We start from the raw sequence: 18,412 nt of genomic DNA, 5'->3' as shown, positions 1-18,412 counted from the left end.
CCCCAGGGGAAAACTGCTTTTCATGTTAGCGGCGCCCTTTTTTACGCTGAGCTTCTTTTTTGATAAACATCCAAACTCCCTGAACTGCAAATCCAATCAAAAGCAGAACGATCAACAGCAGGGTAATGGACGGCCCTGGCGGCGTTCCGAGCTGATAGGATGATGTCAGTCCCATAAATACGCTGAATAACGAAATGAGTATGGCGGTGATAAAAACCATGTTAAAGCCCTTTGCAATTCTGATGGCGAATGCTGCCGGCAATACGAGCAGGGCTGATACAAGAAGAACCCCAATGATCGGAATAATGACTGAGATCGCAAGGCCTGTGACGATACTGAACGACATCGACAGAACGTTCGTATTGATTCCAGACGTTTTTGCCGTTGCTTCATCAAACGTCAGCAGGTAGAGCGGTCTTCTCAGTACGATAAAGTAAAGCAGAATCAGCAGTGTAATAATGGCGATAATATACACCTGCTGCTGGTTTACTGTCACGAGCGATCCAAATAGGTATTGATCGATGCTCATATTGGCGGTGCCTTTTGACAGGCTGATTAAAAACATCGCGAAGGACAGGCCGGCCGCCATTAAGATGGCAATGGATACTTCTGAATACGTCCGGTATGCCCGCCGCATGTATTCAATTCCAATTGCGCCGACCGTCACGACGACTATGCTCGCCGCCGTAATATTGGTGCTGAGAAAAAAGCCGATGGCAACACCTGACAATGAAATATGTGAAAGTGTGTCAGCCATTAAGGCCTGTCTTCTGAGAACGAGATACACCCCTAATATCGGGGCCATGACGGCGATCATGCCGCCTGCTAGAAAAGCTCGTCGCATGAATTCCAAGTCAAACATTTCCATCCGCCTTTTTCTCCTCTCTCTAGTCGAATCACTTTATCTAAAAATTGCTGTACTTCGTTTTGTTCGTGGGTAACCATCACAACGGTGCGGTTGTGGTTTTTCACGAGATGGTGCATAAATTCGTAAAATCCTTTTCTGCTGTCGTAGTCAACGGCTGTTGTCGGTTCGTCCAGCATCAACAGGTCCGGATTGCTGGCAAGCATTCTGGCAATACAGATTTTCTGCTTTTGTCCGCCTGATAAGTCGCCGATTTTCCGATGGCGAAGCTCCCACATTTCCACCATTTTTAACGCTTTTTCTACTTCGATATGATCTTCTTCATTTAAACGCTTAAACCATTTCCCTTTTGTGTAGCGGCCTGACTGAACCAGCTCCAGCACCGTGCTTGGAAAACCGGCATTAAATGATGAGATTTGCTGCGGAACGTACCCTATCGTCAGGCGTTTTCCTTCTGTATTCCTTTTGCTGATCGTCACCGTGCCTTCCCACGGTTTCAGCATGCCGAGCATCACCTTCATGAGCGTCGATTTAGAGGCGCCGTTTGGTCCTGTAATACCGACAAACTCACCGCTTTCAATATCAAGTGATACTTTATCCAAAACAGGCGTGTGGGAATAGCCGAAAACGATATCTTTCAATGAGACGAGATTCATGTCAATCTTCCTTTCTCACAAAGAAATAGTGTGCACCCTCCGGCGCACACTATCTTATGATTTAACCAATAGTGAATCTTTCAGGGCATCGAGGTTTTGTTTCATAATGTCGATATACCCTAAGCCTTTATCCTGTTCTTCTTTGCTTAAGCCTTCCAGTGTATTAAGCACTTCTGTCTTCGCGCCAATTTCACTGGCTAGCGTATCTGCGACCTTAGAGGATGCAATTTCTTCAAAGTAAATGACTTTTACATTGTGTTCCTTGGCATACGTTTTCAGCTTTGCCAAGTCGGCTGCGCTCGGTTCTTGGTCAGGTGAAAGCCCTGCAATCGGAACCTGCGTCAAACCGTATTCTTTTGCCAGATAGCCAAACGCTGTATGCTGCGTGATGAATTCTTTCTTCTCCGCTTTTTTTACGGTTGTACGATATAGTTTATCAAGATCCTGCAGTTTTGCAATATATTCTTTACTATTTTTCTCATAGTATTCTTTGTTATCCGGGTCCTGCTTTACGATTTGCGCCGTAATATTTTTAACTTCTTTCTGCGCCAGAACAGGACTGAGCCATACGTGAGGATCCATTGCATGGCTGTGCTCATGCTCCCCATGTTCATGCTCCTCATGCTCACCGTGCTCTTCATGTTCTTCTTCAGAGCCTTCCATTAAATCAATGCCTTTGCTCGCATTAACGAAAACAGCGTGGCCTTGGCCCATGCTTTTTTCAGTTGACGGCACCCATGACTCCATGTACTCACTATTATAAACGAACAAATCAGCATCCTGAATGTTGGCAATGTCCTTCGGCGTCGGTTCCCAATCATGCGGCTCGACGGAAGATGGAATTAACAGATCCACATCGCCTTTGTCTTTTACAATTTGTTTTGTAAATTCATACATCGGGTAGAACGTTGTGACAATGTGCAGTTTATCACCCTTAGAATCCGCCGACCCTTTTGTTGATGAATTGCCGCATGCTGCAACTAATAAAAAACACGCCGCAATCACAAACAAACCGCTCCATTTTTTAAACATATCGTATATCCCCTCTTTTTCATTATTCAAATCAAAATGATAACGATTTTGTAATCCTATATCATAATAAACCGAAGTCATTACGTTTTGCAAGATTAATTTTCATTTTGATTTTATTCTTCCCGTCTGCAGCACGAATATATGTACTTAAAAAACCCGGCTGAATAAGCCGGGTTGAGTCATATCATTAGTTTGTCGAGAAGATATACTCTGCTTTCATACGGCTGAAATACCATTTCATCGTCAATATCTTCGTTGTTTTTATAATTGCTGAGAAGCAGGGATGCCTGGTCCTTGCCGCAGTACTTAGGCCAACGGAATACAGCCTGCTCTTTCGAAAAGTTATTGACCGATAATAGCTGCTGTTTGCCGTTTTCCCTCATATATACAAACAGCTGCGGATCATCCGGAAGCAAAAGCTCATAGCTCCCTTTGATAAGATCGGCGTACTGCTTTCTCAAGCTGATCAGCTTTTTGTAATAGGTTAAGATTGAATCAGGATCTTTCTGTGCTTCCTCCACATTGATGGACAAGAAGTTCGGGTTGACCTTGAGCCAAGGCGTGCCGTCAGTAAATCCGGCATTCTTGCCGCTGCTCCACTGCATCGGCGTCCGGGCGTGATCCCGGCTTTTGGCTAAGATTGATCTTATCACATCTTCTGGATCATAGCCCTTTTCATACACCCGTTTATGATACATATTGATCGTTTGGATATCTTTGTAGTCCTCAATCCGGGTAAACGGCGCGTTTGTCATCCCGATTTCTTCTCCCTGATAAATATACGGCGTGCCCTTCATGAAATAAAGTACGGTAGCCAGCATTTTTGCTGATGCTTTGCGGTATTCCCCATCGTCTCCGAACCTGGACACAATCCGGGGCTGGTCGTGATTGCACCAAAACAGTGTATTCCAGCCTTGATGTTCAAGCTTCTTTTGCCAATTTGTCAAAACTGTTTTTAAATCAGAAAGCTCAAGAGGCTTCAAATCCCAATGTTCTTTTCCAGGCTGCTGATCAAGCTCCATATGCTGAAAGTGAAAAATCATATTCAGCTCATGCTTATCGGTTCCCGTATATTTCAGTCCTTCCTCTGGTGTAACACTGCCAACCTCTCCGACAGACATGACATCATAGTGAGAAAATACTTCATCTGTCATTTCTTTTAAATAGTCATGAATTCGTTCGCCATTTGGCTGGAAAGGCTTCGGCTCAGCCTGCTGATTGATATAGTCCTCATACGACGGAAGATATTCTTTCTTGGAGATGAGATGGAGCTGATCAATGCGCAGGCCGTCCACCCCTTTATCGAGCCAAAATTTCATCATGTCAAATACCGCTTGGCGCACCTCAGGATGCTCCCAATTTAAATCAGCTTGTTTAACAGCATTCATATGGAGATAATATTCCCCCGTGTGCTCCTCGTATTGCCAGACCGGGCATCCGTAGTCAGACACCCAGTCCGTTGGCAAGCCGTTCTTTGTGCCGGGACGCCAAAAGTAATAGCTGCGGTATTTGCTGTTTTTGTCCAGCTCCGCTTCTTTAAACCACGGATGCTCGACCGATGTGTGGTTTAACACAAAGTCCATCACCAGCTTTAATCCGCGCTGGTGCACCTGGTCAAGCAGTTCGTGAAAATCATCCATCGTTCCGTATGAATCCATAATCGTCTTATGGTCCGTCACATCATATCCGTAGTCAACATTCGGAGAAGGGTAAATCGGACAAATCCAAATCACATCTGCCCCGAGCTCTTTTATGTAGTCAAGACGGGAAATGATCCCCTGCAAGTCTCCAATACCATCTCCATTGCTGTCCTGAAAGCTTCTCGGATAAATTTGATAAACCACTGCATCCTTCCACCAGTCTGTCTTCATCCCGCAATCCCCCTGTTTTGTATTCTATTCAAGCTGTGATGGATAAAGTGTCATTCCGCCGTCGACGAAAAGTGTTGTGCCGGTCACATAGCTTGCTTCCTCAGATACGAGCCAAGCCGCTGCTGCCGCCACTTCTTCCGGCTTTCCGAAGGCTTTCATCGGGATTTTTTTCAGTTGTTTTTGCCTGTTTTCTTCCTTTTTCGTATCAACATTTGATTCTGTGGCAATGGTGCCGGGCGCTATCGCGTTAACGCGGATTCCTTTATCTGCATAGTTGAGCGCCAGCGTTTCCGTCATCATCTTCATGCCGCCTTTGGACGTAGAATATTGAACGTTAACGGGGCGCGGGATCTGCTGGTGAACACTCGAGATATTCAGTACATTGCCTTTGATGTTGTTTTTGATCATGTGGTTAAGCGCTGCTTTCGCTCCCAAAAAGGTTCCGGTGACGTTGACATCAATCACTCTCTGCCAATCTTCAAGACTCATCTCATGCGGCATGGCCTCCGTACCGTTAAAGCCTGAGTTGTTCACCATCACATCAAGTGTGCCGAAGTGCTCTAAAGCGGCGTCCAAGAGCGCCTGAATCCCTTCTTCTTTTGACACGTCCGCCTCAACTGCGACGGCTTGCCCTCCGTTACGCTTAATGATTTCTACCGTTTCATCTGCCCCTGACGGGTCACTGTGGTAGTTCACGACAACATTCATTTTCTCTTGTCCAAACCGTTCCGCAATGGCTTTTCCGATTCCTTTTGAAGAACCTGTTACAATCGCTGTTTTTCCAGTTAAATCTTTATACATACACAATATCCTCCTCTGACTTTTCATTATGCAGTGGAAAATACCCTATTTTTCCGGGTTGAAAACAGCAAAAAAAAGCAGAGAACCTGTATGTTCTCTGCCATCTCCTATTGAAAACGCTGCTCGGCAAGCGTTTTTTTAATATTCATCAGCCTGCGGTAAAAGAATGCAGCGGACTCGTAGCGTTCCTGCTGATTGAAACGTTCTGCTGTATCATGCAGCAGTTCTTCTGCATCGGCAAGAAGCTGGCGGGATTCCAGGAGGTCAAAGCATTCTTCAAGCACGCTTCGGTCGCCGCTGCCAAGATACAGCTCATGAATGAGGCGGAATTTCGTTAAGTACATGTCATCTTCCCATTCAGCTGCGCTCTTCATCCCGTGTCCATACATCTCTATCGCTTTGTCGTATTTTCCCTGTTTACAGTAGATATGGGTCAGTGAAAAAACGGCTTGAACGGCCTGCTGAAAGTTGTGCTCCTCAAAAATGGCGGCGGCTCTTTTGAAATAGCCCTCCGCTTCACTGAATTCGCCCAGACTGTACTTACAGTGTCCGACATTATAATGGGCAGCGGCAATCATATATGCTTCCTCCAGCTGCCTTGCATGATCTAAGGCGCTGCACAAGTGTGTCAGCGCTTTTTCATGATGATACACATCGGTCAAATTTCCGGCGATGATAAATTCACACTGCACACGGCGGCGCCCGTACAGTTCATATTTCGTATAGATATCCAGCGCCTGGCTCGCATAATTCATGGAAAAATACGTTTGCTTGATGTGATAATACACTTCTGCAACCTTAAAAAGAAACTCAGCTTTTTCAATTTCATCCTCAACATACTCAAGCTTTTCCTCGGCATGTTTATAATGGTCAATTGCTAATATGAAATTTTTCTGCTTAAATTCGTACATTCCTCTGAAATAATAAAAGTAGTATTCCAATAAGCCTGTGAGTTTTTGCTGATTGCTTTCAATTTCTTTCAGCATATCAGAGAACGGAGGCTTGGTGTCGCTGTCTTTCACCGGCATCAGCTTATCAAGCATGATTCGGTGCCTGAATTCCATCAAAGAAAAATATAAAAGCAAGTCCTGATTTTCTTCCATGTCTTCTAAATCGTATTCAATCTCTTGTTTTAACGCTTCTGCTTGTTCTGCTTCAAATGCGCGAATGAGCTTGTACCATTCGTTTAGCTTTACTGCTACTTCTTCAGATGGAATCTTTGCTCTCATCGGTCTGCCTCCTTCCTCCTGCTACTATTTATGTTATATTTTATCATAGCTAATCTCGTTTAGAGAGAGTCTATCTCCTAAAAGCGTTAACACTCAGAACATCATGAGAAAGTGAGACCAATATGAAATTATCTGCAAAAATATTCGTTATCTTATGTATTCTGTTTCTTCTTGATCTGTGTTTTAGTTCGATACGGCACGAATGGCATTCTCAAAATGCCCTGCAGGATATGCCTGTCCCTTCAGCTCTTCATCCGATTGTGAAGCAGAATGCCGATGCTCTCAAGGCCGCAGCAGCGAAAAAAGGCATTAGCGTTGTCATTACAGAAGGGTTCAGATCCTTTAAGGAACAAGACGAATTATATAAACAGGGACGCACAAAAAAAGGAAATATTGTCACCTATGCAAGAGGAGGGGAATCATATCATAACTATGGTTTAGCGGTAGATTTCGCCCTTCAAAAAAAGGATGGCAGCATCATATGGGATATGGAGTATGACGGCAATCAAAACGGCAAATCAGATTGGCTGGAGGTTGTCGAGATTGCTAAGAAACTCGGTTTTAAGTGGGGCGGGGACTGGAATCGATTCAAGGACTATCCCCACTTGGAGATGATTCCTGACTAGACACCCTCACCGCCTATTCTTTTTCCTTATGTGCGCATCAATATAGGAAGGATAAACCGGCTTATAGACAAGCTTGTAATGCTGATCGCTGCCTGCCGCAAAATCAGGCTGCCACTCCAGCTTTACATCAAACGCAGCTAAAAACGTTTCTCTCGCTTCTTCAGCTGAAACATCCGGCCTGTGATTGATTGTTTCCAACAGTTCAGGATCAATATCCGGCGCCATAAAAGCGTCAATTTTCCCCGTTTCCGGATTGACAATGATGCGGGCAGCGCCGAACCGCAGCGGCACTCCTTTATACCAGACAGAAAAATGATTGCGGACCCTGCCTCTTTCATCAATTCGGACGGGATTCACTCTGAAAAACTCAGCCGCTCTCGGATAGAGGGCATACAAAAATTGAAGCGCGATCTCCTGGCATTCTTCCGTTGAACATTGGCGGGTGTCCCGCCGGTCCATAAAAGAAATCGCTGCTTTTAATTTTCCTGTTCTTTTATCAGTCTTCATTTTGATTGTATTTTTATTTCTCGTTTCAAAATAGCTTCCTATGCTTAAATCTTTCCGCTCCGGTGCAGTGCCTTTGCGCCACGTGCTTCCCATTTCTTCTCCAAAGTCCTTTTCACTGACTTTCTGCATATCAGAGGTGAGGCCCAGCATAGCATATATATCGGTGTCTTCCGCATTCTGAAGCGGCGGCAAAGGCGCCCCGTCTTCTATTCTTTCATCTGCGATATGCTGGTCGGGCACGATTTCGTCTACATCCGCGGGATAGCTGTATCCCGGAAGAATCGGTTCATACACAAGCCTCGGTTCCTGTTCGCCATCAATGACATCGTACATCAGCTGCAAAGACATTGTATTTAAGTAATGAGACACAACCTTCTCTTTTGGTACAAATTCCGTTGGCACTTCGGCTTTATGCTCTTCTCCGTAATATAAAAAATGGACAATCTGTCCGCTTCGGGTCATATCAATTAAAAAGCCTGAATTGGGAAGCGGAAGCCCCAGCTCCATTTTGGTATAGACAAAACGGATGTGCTGTCCCCGTTCTTCCTTGCCTTGAAAATGAAATTTCATAAATGTGCCGGGATGGTTGGCTGCAGCAAACTGAAGGGCCGTCAGCTTCAGCTCGGCATCTGGAAGCTTGATGTCTGCCTCGGAGCGCACGGTTGTTGAAAAGGTGAGTAAAGCGCCATCCTTTCCAAGTTCAACTATAATGTGCTTTTCCGGATCTTCGGGGTCCTTCCAGATGAAATATGCCTGCCCGTTCTTCTTTTGCTTTTCGTCGTAATCTTCTATCTCAAGCTCATAATGCGGCGGTACATTCCCGATCTCTTGCGCCTTCTTTTTCAGCTGTTTAGTAACCAATGAAGTCATCCTTTCAAAGAGTCTACGACAAAGAGAATCCTGTTTATTATATAAAAAGACCTTTCTTCATTTAAAGTGAAGAAAGGTCCTTTTCTATTATTGTCATTGTTTTTCAATATTCTTTCTGCTACTTTTATCACACCTCACCTTATACGCCCGCGGCATTTGTGTGACTTTTGGCTGTTTTACCATAAACTGATAACAGGCTCTCCGGTATGAGCTTCTATCAAACGCGGATACACCGGCTTGTAGACGAGCCGGTAGATGTGTTCTTCATCATCACGGTATTCTCTCTCCCAGCCAAGCTCAACTTTAAAATGCTGCCAAAAGATAGACTTGGCCTGTTCTGCTGAAATGGCCGGAACCGGATGAATGGTTTCCAGCTCCTTCGGGTCAATATCCGGTCCCATATAAACGGTAATGTGCCCAGTTTGGCGGCTGACGCAGATTCTGATCTGCCCAAACCGGAGCGGCACCCCGTGACAGTGCGCTTCAAATGTAAACCCGGCAACTGCGTTTTCTTCTTCATCCGGCTCATCGTACCTGATCTTAAAATATTGATCGGCATTCGGAAATAAAGCAAACAGAAAGCGAAGCGCGATTTTTTCGCACTCTGCCTCAGTTACTGTCAACGGCCCTTTTTTCTCCATAAATGACATGACGCCTTCGAGTTTTCCGGTTTCTTTATTATGGATCGTTTTCAGCACTTGATGAGTCCGTCCCTTCAACCAGCTGTCCATGCTTTTATCAGCCGGTTGATATACAGGATCATCTGGATTCCGCCAAACGATCCCGATTCTCCCGTCTCCCAAATCCGTTTCCCGCTCTTTGACAAAGCCTTTTTCGATGCCGATCATGCTGCTGGGATCTGCCTTATCGTGAATGCCCTCGAATAAAGGGAGAGGAAAGCTCTCCCGCTCCCTGTCATCGTCATCATCAAAGTCTTTTTCTTCTTGAACCAAATCGGCAGGTACAGTAATGGCCCTACACTCAGGCTCATACACCAAATGCGGCTGATCATCTCCGTTTTTGTAAACGGAACGATGGAGAATCTCAAATAAAAGGTCGAACTCCACATCTTTCTTGAAATAGGCAAGCGCCTCTTGAACATCCGCGACCCGCTGTGGCTTGATGATGCTGCCCGCTTTGCCGTAATAGCGGAAGTAAATGATCTCACCCGATAAGGAAACTTCAGCCATTAACCCACTCATGGGAAGAGGAAGTCCGTCCTCCATTTGAACATATGAAAATCTCACTTTATCATCGTATGTACGTTCGTTTTCTTCAAGGACAAAGACAGACAGTGCCCCGGGATAATGAGTCTCGACAAATTGGCGCATAATATCCTCTAGTTTCTCCTCAGACAGCTTTTCTCCGCTTTCAGGCTCAGTATCACGAGAGAGGGATTCCAGCTCCCCGCCCGGCCCAAGTTCCACGATAATGCCGGTGTGTTCATCCTGAGGATCTACCCAACAAAAATGGGCTCCTTTCTCGTCACCGCCATAATCTTCAATTTCCAGTTTTAAGTGAGCCGGCACCCGGCCGATTTCCAATGCTTTTTGTTTCAGTTCCTCTTTCTTCACAAAGACAGCCCCTTTCATCATTCTTATGTCTCCTTCAACCAGTTAAAAAGTAATAGTCTAAAATACACAAATTTCTGAGTTTACCAGTTTTACCAGAACATTTTTCACCAAAAATAGTATGATGAACCTATTCAATATAAAAGCTAATAATCTTAAAATTAATTCCGTTGTAACTTTTTATAGGTCCATTCATGACAAAGAAGGGCGGAGTTTCCAGAAAATCCGGTGAAAACCGTGAGAAAAGAACTGATTTTTTTGGTTAAATGATGCTAATCCATTCAAAAAGATCCATTTCTCAAAGACAAAAGACTCCCCTTTCCTAAACCATTTGAGGAGGAAAAATGAATGTTTCAGAAAAAAACGTATGCTGTTTTCCTAATTCTTCTGCTGATGATGTTTACAGCTGCTTGTTCCGGCAGCAAAACAAGCGCGGAGAAGAAAGAATCAGAAACAGAAAAAAGCTCAGATATAGCTCAAGTCAAAATCAAGGATGTTTCTTATACGCTTCCGTCTAAATATGATAAATCCACTTCAGATGACCAGCTTGTGTTAAAAGTCAATGTCGCTGTGAAAAACACAGGAAAAGAACCGCTGAACGTGGACAGCATGGATTTCACTTTGTATCAAGGTGATACCAAAATGTCTGACACAGATCCTGAAGACTATAGCGAAAAGCTTCAAGGTAGCACGATTAACGCTGACAAATCGGTTGAAGGAAACCTTTTCTTCGTTGTAGATAAAGGCGAGAAATACGAGCTTACCTATACGCCGGAATCTTACGGTGATAAAAAGCCAAAATCAGTTACTTTCAAAATTGACGGAAAAGACAAAAAAATCCTTGCGACAGCAGATCAGCTTCAAGACTCTGCAAAAGCGCTATCGGCCTATGTTGATGTCCTTCTTTTCGGTAAAGACAACGCTGATTTCGAAAAAATTACCGGCGCTAACAAAAATGAAATTGTCAATGATTTCAACGAATCAGCCAAAGACGGCTATCTCTCAGCTTCCGGCCTTTCAAGCACATATGCCGACAGTAAAGCACTTGATAATATCGTCAACGGCATCAAAGCAGGATTAAGCAAAAACTCTTCTATCCAGGCGAAAACAACTTCGATCTCCAAAGACGAAGCGATCGTTGAAGCTACAATTAAACCTGTAGACGCGTCTTCACTCTCAGACCGCATCGAAGACAGAGTGAAAGACTACTACAACAAAAACACTGACGCAAGCTATGAAGAAGCTGTGAAATACGCGCTTCAAGTATATCCTGAAGAATTCAAAAAGCTCGGACCTGCTTCATCTGAAAAAACAGTTGAAGTGAAAATGAAGAAAAATGACATCGACCAATGGCAGCTTGATATGGACGATTACAGAGCAGCAGAATTAGTTGAAGCATTCATCAAAGAATAAAACACCAAAAGGAAATAGCCTCCGAGGCTATTTCCTTTTTTATGTGAAGATTCCGCTGATGAAATTCGCTTCATCTTCGGTCAGTTCAATGTTCAAGGTTTTTAGGTTCTCTTTCAATTGCTCAGGACGTTTAGCGCCTGGAATAATGGCGTCTATCGCCGGTCTTGTTAACAGCCACGCCAAGGCGAGATGTGCTGTCTCCACTTGTTTTTCCTCCGCTACCGCTTTCAGCTTGTCCACTTTTTTGAGATGCTGACTAAACGTTTCTCCCTGAAATTGCGGCTTGTCCTTTCGAAAGTCTTCAAAAACCGTGTCTTTCGTGAATTTTCCTGTCAGCAGGCCGGATGCGAGCGGAAAATAAGGAATAAAGGAAATGCCTTGTTTTTCACAATACGGAAGCAGCTCCTTCTCGGCATCACGCCGAATCAGAGAGTATTCTGACTGAAAAACGTCCAAATAACCGTCTGCATTAAACTCCTGCAATTGCTGATAGTCGAGGTTCGAAGCGCCGACCGCTTTGATTTTCCCTTCATCCTTCAGCTCCTTCAGTGTACCCGCCACTTCTGCAAGAGGCGTTTTGCCATCCGGGAAATGAACATAGTACAAATCAATATAATCGGTTTTCAGCCGCTTCAGGCTCTTTTCCACCTCGCCGCGAAGAAATTCCCGGCTGTTATCTAATTCAATGCTGCCGTTCACTTCTTTATGGGCCCCTTTGGTGGCAATGATGAGCTGATTGCGGCCCCCGCGTTCCTCCAGGACCTCACCGATTAATTCTTCGGAACGCCCCAGTCCATATATAAAGGCAGTGTCGATAAAGTTAACGCCGCCATCCAATGCAGCGCGGACCAAATCCTTCCCTGTTTCATCATGTAGATTTGGAAATAGATTATGCCCGCCGACCGCATTCGCGCCAAATCCAATCCGCTTCACCTGCAGCTTCGTTTTGCCGAGTGTACGTGTTTGATCCATCGCTCTTCTCCTTCGAAACCAATTTAGATGAAAAATAGGGCAGGGTCACTTTCTGTATTAGATATCCTTTTACTATTTTCCTTCTTTTTTCAGGATATACAAAAAGGAGAAAGTGTATTTCTCCTTTTGCAAGTTTATTTTGGCAGAACCCATTTGTCTTTCAGGAAGCAGGCTGGCCAGTTTGTGAAAACAGCACACCAGGAATGGATTAAAAAATGCTCGATACATTGTATCAATCGTTTGGCCGTTCAACGAAAAGCGGCGCTCATGAAGGAATGGGCACGTATATCATTCAAAAACTGGTTAAGAGCGCTTTTGGCAGACTGGATTTTACATACCGCCACCCTGTCTTCCGGCTAGAAATCAAAATTCCGTTTCAAAAATAAAAAACCTTGAAAAGCTCAGCTTTTCAAGGTTTTTTGATTAAGAGGATAGCGCTTTTGCAAAACGATCCGCTTCTTCTTGCAGCGTACTTTCAATTTCTTTGTATCGGCTGGAAATCGTTGATGCGCTGACGCCGTATTTTTTCGCCAGTTTGGCTTGAGAAACAGACGCGCCGTTCAGAGAAATCGCATTCACATAATATTCAACTGCTGCTGCGAAAGCTTCTGGTTTTCTGATGACGGGTGACTTTTTCTCACAGAATGTTTTCCAGATGTCAATGACAGCCGGAATCAGTTCAGTCGGATACTCATCTCCGCTCATGCCTTCTTCGATAGCTGCAGCTGTTTCTTTCTCCATGTCGTTTGCCCACTCAACACTGTTTTCTTCAACAGCTTCTGCTTGCGGCTCTTCATCTTTCTCAGCTAACAGCGCGAACAGAACGTTGTTGAATTCTTGCTTCATGAAGTCCTCCGGCGCTTTGCCATTCTTCACAGCGGCATCTGCGTATTTCTTCACCTTGCTGATCAGCGCTTCTGTTCTCTTCACCGGGAAGATCGTGAACTGCATGAAGAATTCTGCTTTTTCTGCTTCGTGGATTGGATATCCGAGAATCAGGCTTCCCACTGGCGGGAGGTCTTGATTGTTGGCATCCATTTCCACTTCAAATTGTTTTTTCGTAATGACATCTTCAAAGTGAATGACAGCATCTTTCAGATCCTTCAGCAGCAATAAAGCAGGCGTCATGCTCTTCCATGATTCAACGATCTCACGCGTTTTCGGACGAGTGATCGAATCACCTTTTTTCTGAAGGTACTCCTCGAAGATTGTCTTTTCACCAGCAAGCGGGTGGAAGAAGATTCCCCAGATTCCCAAATTAAATACGCTGATGTCTTTCGTCTGTCTGTCCATAGCAGAAAGAAAATCATGCTGGTTGATAAAGCCTGAGATGCTTTCTCTATGTACTGTGAAGGCATACTCCACTAAGTCTTCCTGAATTTGTTTTGCTTCTTTTGCCGCTAGTTCTGTCGGAAAGTCGACAACTTTACTTCCGCAGCATTTTTTATATTTCTTGCCGCTGCCGCATGGGCAAGGGGCATTTCGTTTCACTTTTCCCACAATAAACCCTCCGAATTCTGTTGTAACTTTTCTATTTTAACAAAAATAACTTCTGAGGGCTTGGTTTCGGGCTAAAAAAGAATTTGGCAATGTGAAAAGCCCAGTGATTATGCTAATTTACCGATGTACTTTTCACTGCCTTTTATAAGCAAGGCTTATAAATTATCCCCATTTTAGCTCTTCTATTTTTCCAATTATTGAATATAGATTCACATCTATGCGTTTTTGATGTGGTCGACAGAGGCAGTGATGTTGGCAGGCGCATTTACGAAGAAAAAATAACCTTGAAGAAAGGAATCTTCAAGGTTATGTATCTCGTTAGTTTGTATTTTGGCCCCCGCCGTTCAGCCCTTCTTTAATCAGGCTGTTGACTTGACTGTTCATCAATAAACCGATGTGTCCAACACCATGAATTTGAACGTTTTTCGCACCGTCTAATTTTGATAAATAATTCATGACAATCATATCGGCACTGCTGTAAATGGATGTGTATAAAATCTTTTGATTCGGATCTGTTCCCGGAAGCGCCTTGCTTGTCACCAAACGGTTCGCGCCGCCGAGCGTTACGACGTTTTCAATTTTATTTCCGCCGTCCAGATTTTTTATGTAGTAAAGTGTGTTCGCGCCCCCCATGCTGTGAGCGACAATATCCACTTTTTTCGCACCTGTTTCATCTAAAACCTTTTGCACAAATCGTGATAATACCGGGCCATTGTTATAATTCGTGCCTGTCTTGTCCCAAAAATCAACTGCATACAGCTTGTCCCGCGACCAGCCTTGAGATACGAGATAGCTCTTTATCCCTGCAAAATTGTATGATGCACCTCCAATCCCGTGAACCATAACGACTGGATTGTGCTCAGCGGCTTTTGCTGACGGCTGCACCGCCAATAGCGATGTAACGGACAGCATCAAAATTGTTACAAGTACAATGAACTTACTTCTTACAAATTTCATAATATCCTCCTTTTTTTGTAACAAATTCTCCAATTATATTAATTTACCATTTCGAATAAGTAAAGGGTAAATCTTACTTATTTTAAACAAATTTTAAGGTTTAGAGAAAACTTATGTCCTAAAATGCCGAAAAAAGAAGGCTTATTCGCCTTCTTTTCTTTAATATTCGTTGAAATAAGCCTGGATTTTTTGAGGATCGTCTGTTTTAGTGAGCGCAAGCATCAGCAATATTCGTGCTTTTTGCGGGTTTCAAGAGTTCGAAGCCAGAAGATCTTTTTCCGCATAGTCTTGGTTTGGTGTCACGATACCATTTCCCGTACGGGTTGAGCGCACCACAGTGACGCCTTTTTTGGCTGCGCTGACCGCTCCTTTTTCCGCTTCGTCAGATAAAGAACCGTTCCCTGAACCAGCGTAGACAATCCCTTTTGCTTCGGCTTTCACTGCCGCGTCAAACAAGTAGCTTCCGTCATTTTGGTACCCGTACATAATATCTACTTGCGGCAGCTGATCAAGGTTTGAAACCGAAAAGTCTGTATCCTTTGTATGCTTGCGGGTTATTTCATTATTAAAATAGATATCATCAGCAATCGTTCCGACGTATCCCATTTCTTCTGATTGAAAAGTATCCGTTGCAGTTGTGTTTGTTTTGGTCACGTAGCGGGCTGACGCAATGCGGTCGTTAAGAACGACGAGCGTCCCTTTTCCTTTTGCCTCAGGTGCGCCTGCCACTTTAACTGCATTGTACAGGTTAGACGGCCCATCGGCGCTGATGGCTGTCGACGGTCTCATCGAACCGACGACAACAACCGGTTTATCGCTTTTCACAGTGAGGTTCAAAAAATAAGCGGTTTCTTCCAATGTATCGGTTCCATGCGTCACGACGATTCCGTCTACATCTTCTGAATCTAGCAATTTATTAATGCGTTTCGCCAGCTTCAGCAGGATGTGATTATCAATGTTTGTGCTGCCGACGTTCACAATCTGCTCTCCGCTGACGTTCGCAATGTCCTTCATTTCCGGAACAGCCTCGATTAGTGATTCAACGCCAACGACACCTGCTTTATACTCAGTGGTTGAGGTTTTCGATTTATCCGCCCCTGCAATTGTGCCCCCTGTCGCTAAGATTTTAATGTTTGGCAGGTCCTTTTTTCCAGAGGCGGAGGCTGAGGATACTTTTTGTGTCTGCTGTTTTTCTTTCGGGGGTTCCTTTGTTGCAGGAGATTGTGAGCATCCGGTAAAAGCAAGCACTAATGCGGTAAAAAGAGCGAGTATGAGCAATCGTTGTTTTTTCATCCGTTTCTCTCCTTACATTCTTATGATGTCTAATCATTGAATATTTCGTTTACCCAGTCAAAGGGTGTGTCAGCTTTTCTCTCTGTTTTTTCGTACAGTGAATTTCTCTTGACAATTGATGGTTGAATCAAGATAATAGACCAGTCACTATATTTTTGATTGCAATTCAGTAAGGTGGGAATGCTATGAGTTATGGAGATTCCCGTGAAAAAATCCTTTCGGCAGCTACCCGGCTTTTTCAGCTGCAGGGGTATTACGGCACGGGGCTAAACCAGATTATTAAGGAAAGCGGCGCGCCTAAAGGCTCTCTTTACTACCACTTTCCAGGCGGTAAAGAACAGCTGGCGATCGAAGCGGTGAATGAGATGAAGGACTATATCCGCCAGAAAATCGCGGACTGCATGGAAGCCTACACGGATCCGGCGGAAGGCATTCAAGCCTTTTTAAGGGAGCTCTCCTGCCAATTTTCATGTACGGAAGACATTGAAGGCTTGCCTGTCGGCTTGCTTGCGGCTGAGACGTCATTGAAAAGCGAACCGCTGCGGAAAGCCTGCCATGGAGCCTATAAAGAGTGGGCCCTTGTGTATGAGGAAAAACTGCGGCAGGGAGGCTGCAGCGAGAGCCATGCTAAGGAAGCCAGCACCGTAATTAATGCAATGATTGAAGGCGGTATTCTTTTATCTTTGACAGCAAAAAACAGCACACCGCTCCTTCAAATCTCCAACCGCATTCCTGCCCTTCTGAAGAAATAAGAAAAGATATACTTATATGATCTGAATGAATACATTCAGATCACAGAGAGGAGAATGATTTGTGGAAACAGCAGCTAAAGCATCTCAGCAATACAAAGTGATGCCGATTATGATTTCCTTGCTGTTGGCCGGTTTTATCGGCATGTTCAGTGAAACGGCGCTGAATATCGCCTTAACCGATCTCATGAAGGAATTGAACATAACAGCAGCAACTGTTCAATGGTTAACGACAGGCTACCTGCTTGTACTCGGTATCCTCGTTCCTGTATCAGGACTGCTCTTGCAATGGTTCACAACGAGACAGCTTTTTACCGTGTCACTAATCTTTTCAATTATAGGGACCTTGATCGCGGCACTCGCGCCAAGCTTCCCGTTTTTATTGGCGGCGAGGGTCGTTCAGGCGCTCGGCACCGGGCTTTTACTGCCGCTGATGTTTAACACGATCCTGGTGATTTTCCCGCCTCATAAACGGGGCGCGGCGATGGGAACGATCGGGCTTGTCATTATGTTCGCGCCAGCCATCGGCCCGACTTTCTCAGGATTGGTTCTGGAGCATCTCAACTGGCACTGGATTTTCTGGATTTCTCTTCCGTTCCTTGTGCTGGCGCTTGTTTTCGGTATCGCATACATGCAGAATGTATCTGACATTACAAAGCCGAAAATTGATGTATTATCTATCATCCTATCGACGATTGGTTTCGGCGGCATTGTGTTCGGATTCAGCAACGCCGGTGAAGGCTCTGGCGGATGGTCCAGCCCGACTGTTGTCGTCTCACTGATTGTCGGGGTTGTCGGTCTTATCCTATTTTCAATCCGCCAGCTGACGATGAAGCAGCCAATGATGAACCTGCGTGCGTTCAAATACCCGATGTTTATTTTGGGTGTGATCATGGTGTTCATTTGCATGATGGTTATCCTGTCATCTATGCTGCTTCTGCCGATGTATCTGCAAGGCGGCTTAGTCCTGACGGCATTTGCTTCTGGTCTTATTCTCTTGCCGGGCGGCATTTTAAACGGGTTTATGTCCCCTGTTACAGGCCGTCTGTTCGACAAATACGGGCCGAAATGGCTTGTCATTCCCGGGTTTGTGATTGTCACTGTTGTCCTTTGGCTCTTCTCAAACATCACAACCACTTCAACAGCTGTGCTGATTATCATCCTGCACACCTGCTTGATGATCGGGATCTCTATGATCATGATGCCTGCGCAGACAAACGGTTTAAACCAGCTTCCGCGCGAGTTTTATCCAGACGGCACTGCCATCATGAACACGCTGCAGCAAATGGCGGGCGCTATCGGAACAGCGGTTGCGGTCAGCATTATGGCGGCAGGCCAGCATGATTATATGAGCACAGTCAAAAATCCTGCCGATCCGGCAGTCATCCCGCAGGCTTTGACAGCGGGCGTACAGCACGCGTTTGTGTTTGCGATGATTGTTGCGATTATCGGTTTAATTGGCGCTTTCTTCTTGAAGCGAGTTAAGGTAGATCATTAATA

General features: G+C 44.7%; 15 protein-coding genes and 3 pseudogenes. 6 read left to right on the top strand and 12 right to left on the bottom strand.

Annotation, left to right across the window (positions count from 1 at the left end; genetic code table 11):
* Positions 1-25 precede the first annotated feature (25 nt).
* The 6 genes from znuB to rapJ form a co-directional block, all read right to left on the bottom strand.
* Positions 26-868, bottom strand: a complete 843-nt coding sequence (gene znuB, locus MOB98_RS04415) for a zinc ABC transporter permease ZnuB (protein WP_268360111.1) — start codon at positions 866-868, stop codon at positions 26-28.
* The gene (gene znuC, locus MOB98_RS04410) at positions 826-1,521 is read right to left on the bottom strand and encodes a zinc ABC transporter ATP-binding protein ZnuC (RefSeq protein WP_003241253.1); all 696 of its coding nucleotides are present in this window, start codon (positions 1,519-1,521) and stop codon (positions 826-828) included. The genes znuB and znuC overlap by 43 nt, the downstream gene beginning before the upstream one ends.
* A gap of 54 nt (positions 1,522-1,575) precedes the next feature.
* On the bottom strand, positions 1,576-2,553 hold the full coding sequence (locus tag MOB98_RS04405; RefSeq protein ID WP_268360112.1) for a metal ABC transporter substrate-binding protein: 978 nt from the start codon (positions 2,551-2,553) through the stop codon (positions 1,576-1,578).
* Positions 2,554-2,732: 179 nt separating this feature from the next.
* Positions 2,733-4,424: a glycoside hydrolase family 13 protein gene (locus tag MOB98_RS04400; RefSeq protein WP_268360113.1), complete on the bottom strand. Its 1,692-nt coding sequence runs from the start codon at positions 4,422-4,424 to the stop codon at positions 2,733-2,735.
* A gap of 24 nt (positions 4,425-4,448) precedes the next feature.
* Entirely contained in the window at positions 4,449-5,225 is a 777-nt protein-coding gene (locus tag MOB98_RS04395) for an SDR family oxidoreductase (protein ID WP_268360114.1), read from the bottom strand.
* Between the two features lie 107 nt (positions 5,226-5,332).
* The gene (gene rapJ, locus MOB98_RS04390) at positions 5,333-6,454 is read right to left on the bottom strand and encodes a response regulator aspartate phosphatase RapJ (RefSeq protein WP_268360115.1); all 1,122 of its coding nucleotides are present in this window, start codon (positions 6,452-6,454) and stop codon (positions 5,333-5,335) included.
* 122 nt (positions 6,455-6,576) lie between these two features.
* On the opposite strand from rapJ, the gene MOB98_RS04385 reads away from it, so the two are divergent.
* Positions 6,577-7,080, top strand: coding sequence for a M15 family metallopeptidase (locus MOB98_RS04385; RefSeq protein ID WP_268360116.1), 504 nt, complete (start codon positions 6,577-6,579; stop codon positions 7,078-7,080).
* Between the two features lie 6 nt (positions 7,081-7,086).
* Here the strand turns inward: MOB98_RS04385 and MOB98_RS04380 are convergent, their stop codons facing one another.
* Both MOB98_RS04380 and MOB98_RS04375 read right to left on the bottom strand, forming a co-directional pair.
* Positions 7,087-8,448, bottom strand: a complete 1,362-nt coding sequence (locus MOB98_RS04380; protein WP_268360117.1) for a YcdB/YcdC domain-containing protein — start codon at positions 8,446-8,448, stop codon at positions 7,087-7,089.
* A 185-nt stretch (positions 8,449-8,633) separates the two neighbouring features.
* Positions 8,634-10,049, bottom strand: coding sequence for a YcdB/YcdC domain-containing protein (locus MOB98_RS04375; protein WP_268360121.1), 1,416 nt, complete (start codon positions 10,047-10,049; stop codon positions 8,634-8,636).
* Between the two features lie 173 nt (positions 10,050-10,222).
* Between MOB98_RS04375 and MOB98_RS04370 the strand changes: the two are divergent.
* Together MOB98_RS04370 and MOB98_RS04365 are read left to right on the top strand one after the other, a co-directional pair.
* Positions 10,223-10,291 (top strand): annotated as a pseudogene (locus tag MOB98_RS04370) (hypothetical protein); the annotation flags it as partial.
* A gap of 85 nt (positions 10,292-10,376) precedes the next feature.
* Positions 10,377-11,441 carry a DUF4352 domain-containing protein gene (locus MOB98_RS04365; protein WP_268360118.1) on the top strand — a complete coding sequence of 355 codons (1,065 nt, stop codon included), beginning with the start codon at positions 10,377-10,379 and terminating at the stop codon, positions 11,439-11,441.
* 39 nt (positions 11,442-11,480) lie between these two features.
* Here the strand turns inward: MOB98_RS04365 and MOB98_RS04360 are convergent, their stop codons facing one another.
* Positions 11,481-12,413: an aldo/keto reductase gene (locus tag MOB98_RS04360; RefSeq protein ID WP_268360122.1), complete on the bottom strand. Its 933-nt coding sequence runs from the start codon at positions 12,411-12,413 to the stop codon at positions 11,481-11,483.
* A 182-nt stretch (positions 12,414-12,595) separates the two neighbouring features.
* Between MOB98_RS04360 and MOB98_RS04355 the strand changes: the two are divergent.
* Positions 12,596-12,799, top strand: a pseudogene (locus MOB98_RS04355) (ATP-binding protein); the annotation flags it as partial.
* A gap of 37 nt (positions 12,800-12,836) precedes the next feature.
* Here the strand turns inward: MOB98_RS04355 and MOB98_RS04350 are convergent.
* The 3 genes and pseudogenes from MOB98_RS04350 to MOB98_RS04340 form a co-directional block, all read right to left on the bottom strand.
* Positions 12,837-13,913, bottom strand: coding sequence for a helix-turn-helix domain-containing protein (locus tag MOB98_RS04350; RefSeq protein WP_268367190.1), 1,077 nt, complete (start codon positions 13,911-13,913; stop codon positions 12,837-12,839).
* A 318-nt stretch (positions 13,914-14,231) separates the two neighbouring features.
* Positions 14,232-14,870 carry an esterase/lipase family protein gene (locus MOB98_RS04345; protein WP_268367191.1) on the bottom strand — a complete coding sequence of 213 codons (639 nt, stop codon included), beginning with the start codon at positions 14,868-14,870 and terminating at the stop codon, positions 14,232-14,234.
* Between the two features lie 159 nt (positions 14,871-15,029).
* Positions 15,030-16,163 (bottom strand): annotated as a pseudogene (locus tag MOB98_RS04340) (type II asparaginase).
* A 185-nt stretch (positions 16,164-16,348) separates the two neighbouring features.
* Here MOB98_RS04340 and MOB98_RS04335 point away from each other — a divergent pair.
* The gene (locus MOB98_RS04335; protein ID WP_268367192.1) at positions 16,349-16,915 is read left to right on the top strand and encodes a TetR/AcrR family transcriptional regulator; all 567 of its coding nucleotides are present in this window, start codon (positions 16,349-16,351) and stop codon (positions 16,913-16,915) included.
* A gap of 61 nt (positions 16,916-16,976) precedes the next feature.
* A complete protein-coding gene (gene lmr(B), locus MOB98_RS04330) occupies positions 16,977-18,410 on the top strand; it encodes a lincomycin efflux MFS transporter Lmr(B) (protein WP_268367193.1) in 1,434 nt (477 codons plus the stop codon).
* Positions 18,411-18,412: the final 2 nt, after the last annotated feature.

This window comes from Bacillus sp. N13C7 (genome assembly GCF_026790065.1).
In the GTDB taxonomy this organism is placed as follows: Bacteria; Bacillota; Bacilli; order Bacillales; family Bacillaceae; genus Bacillus.
This window is presented reverse-complemented; position numbering and strand designations above follow the sequence as displayed.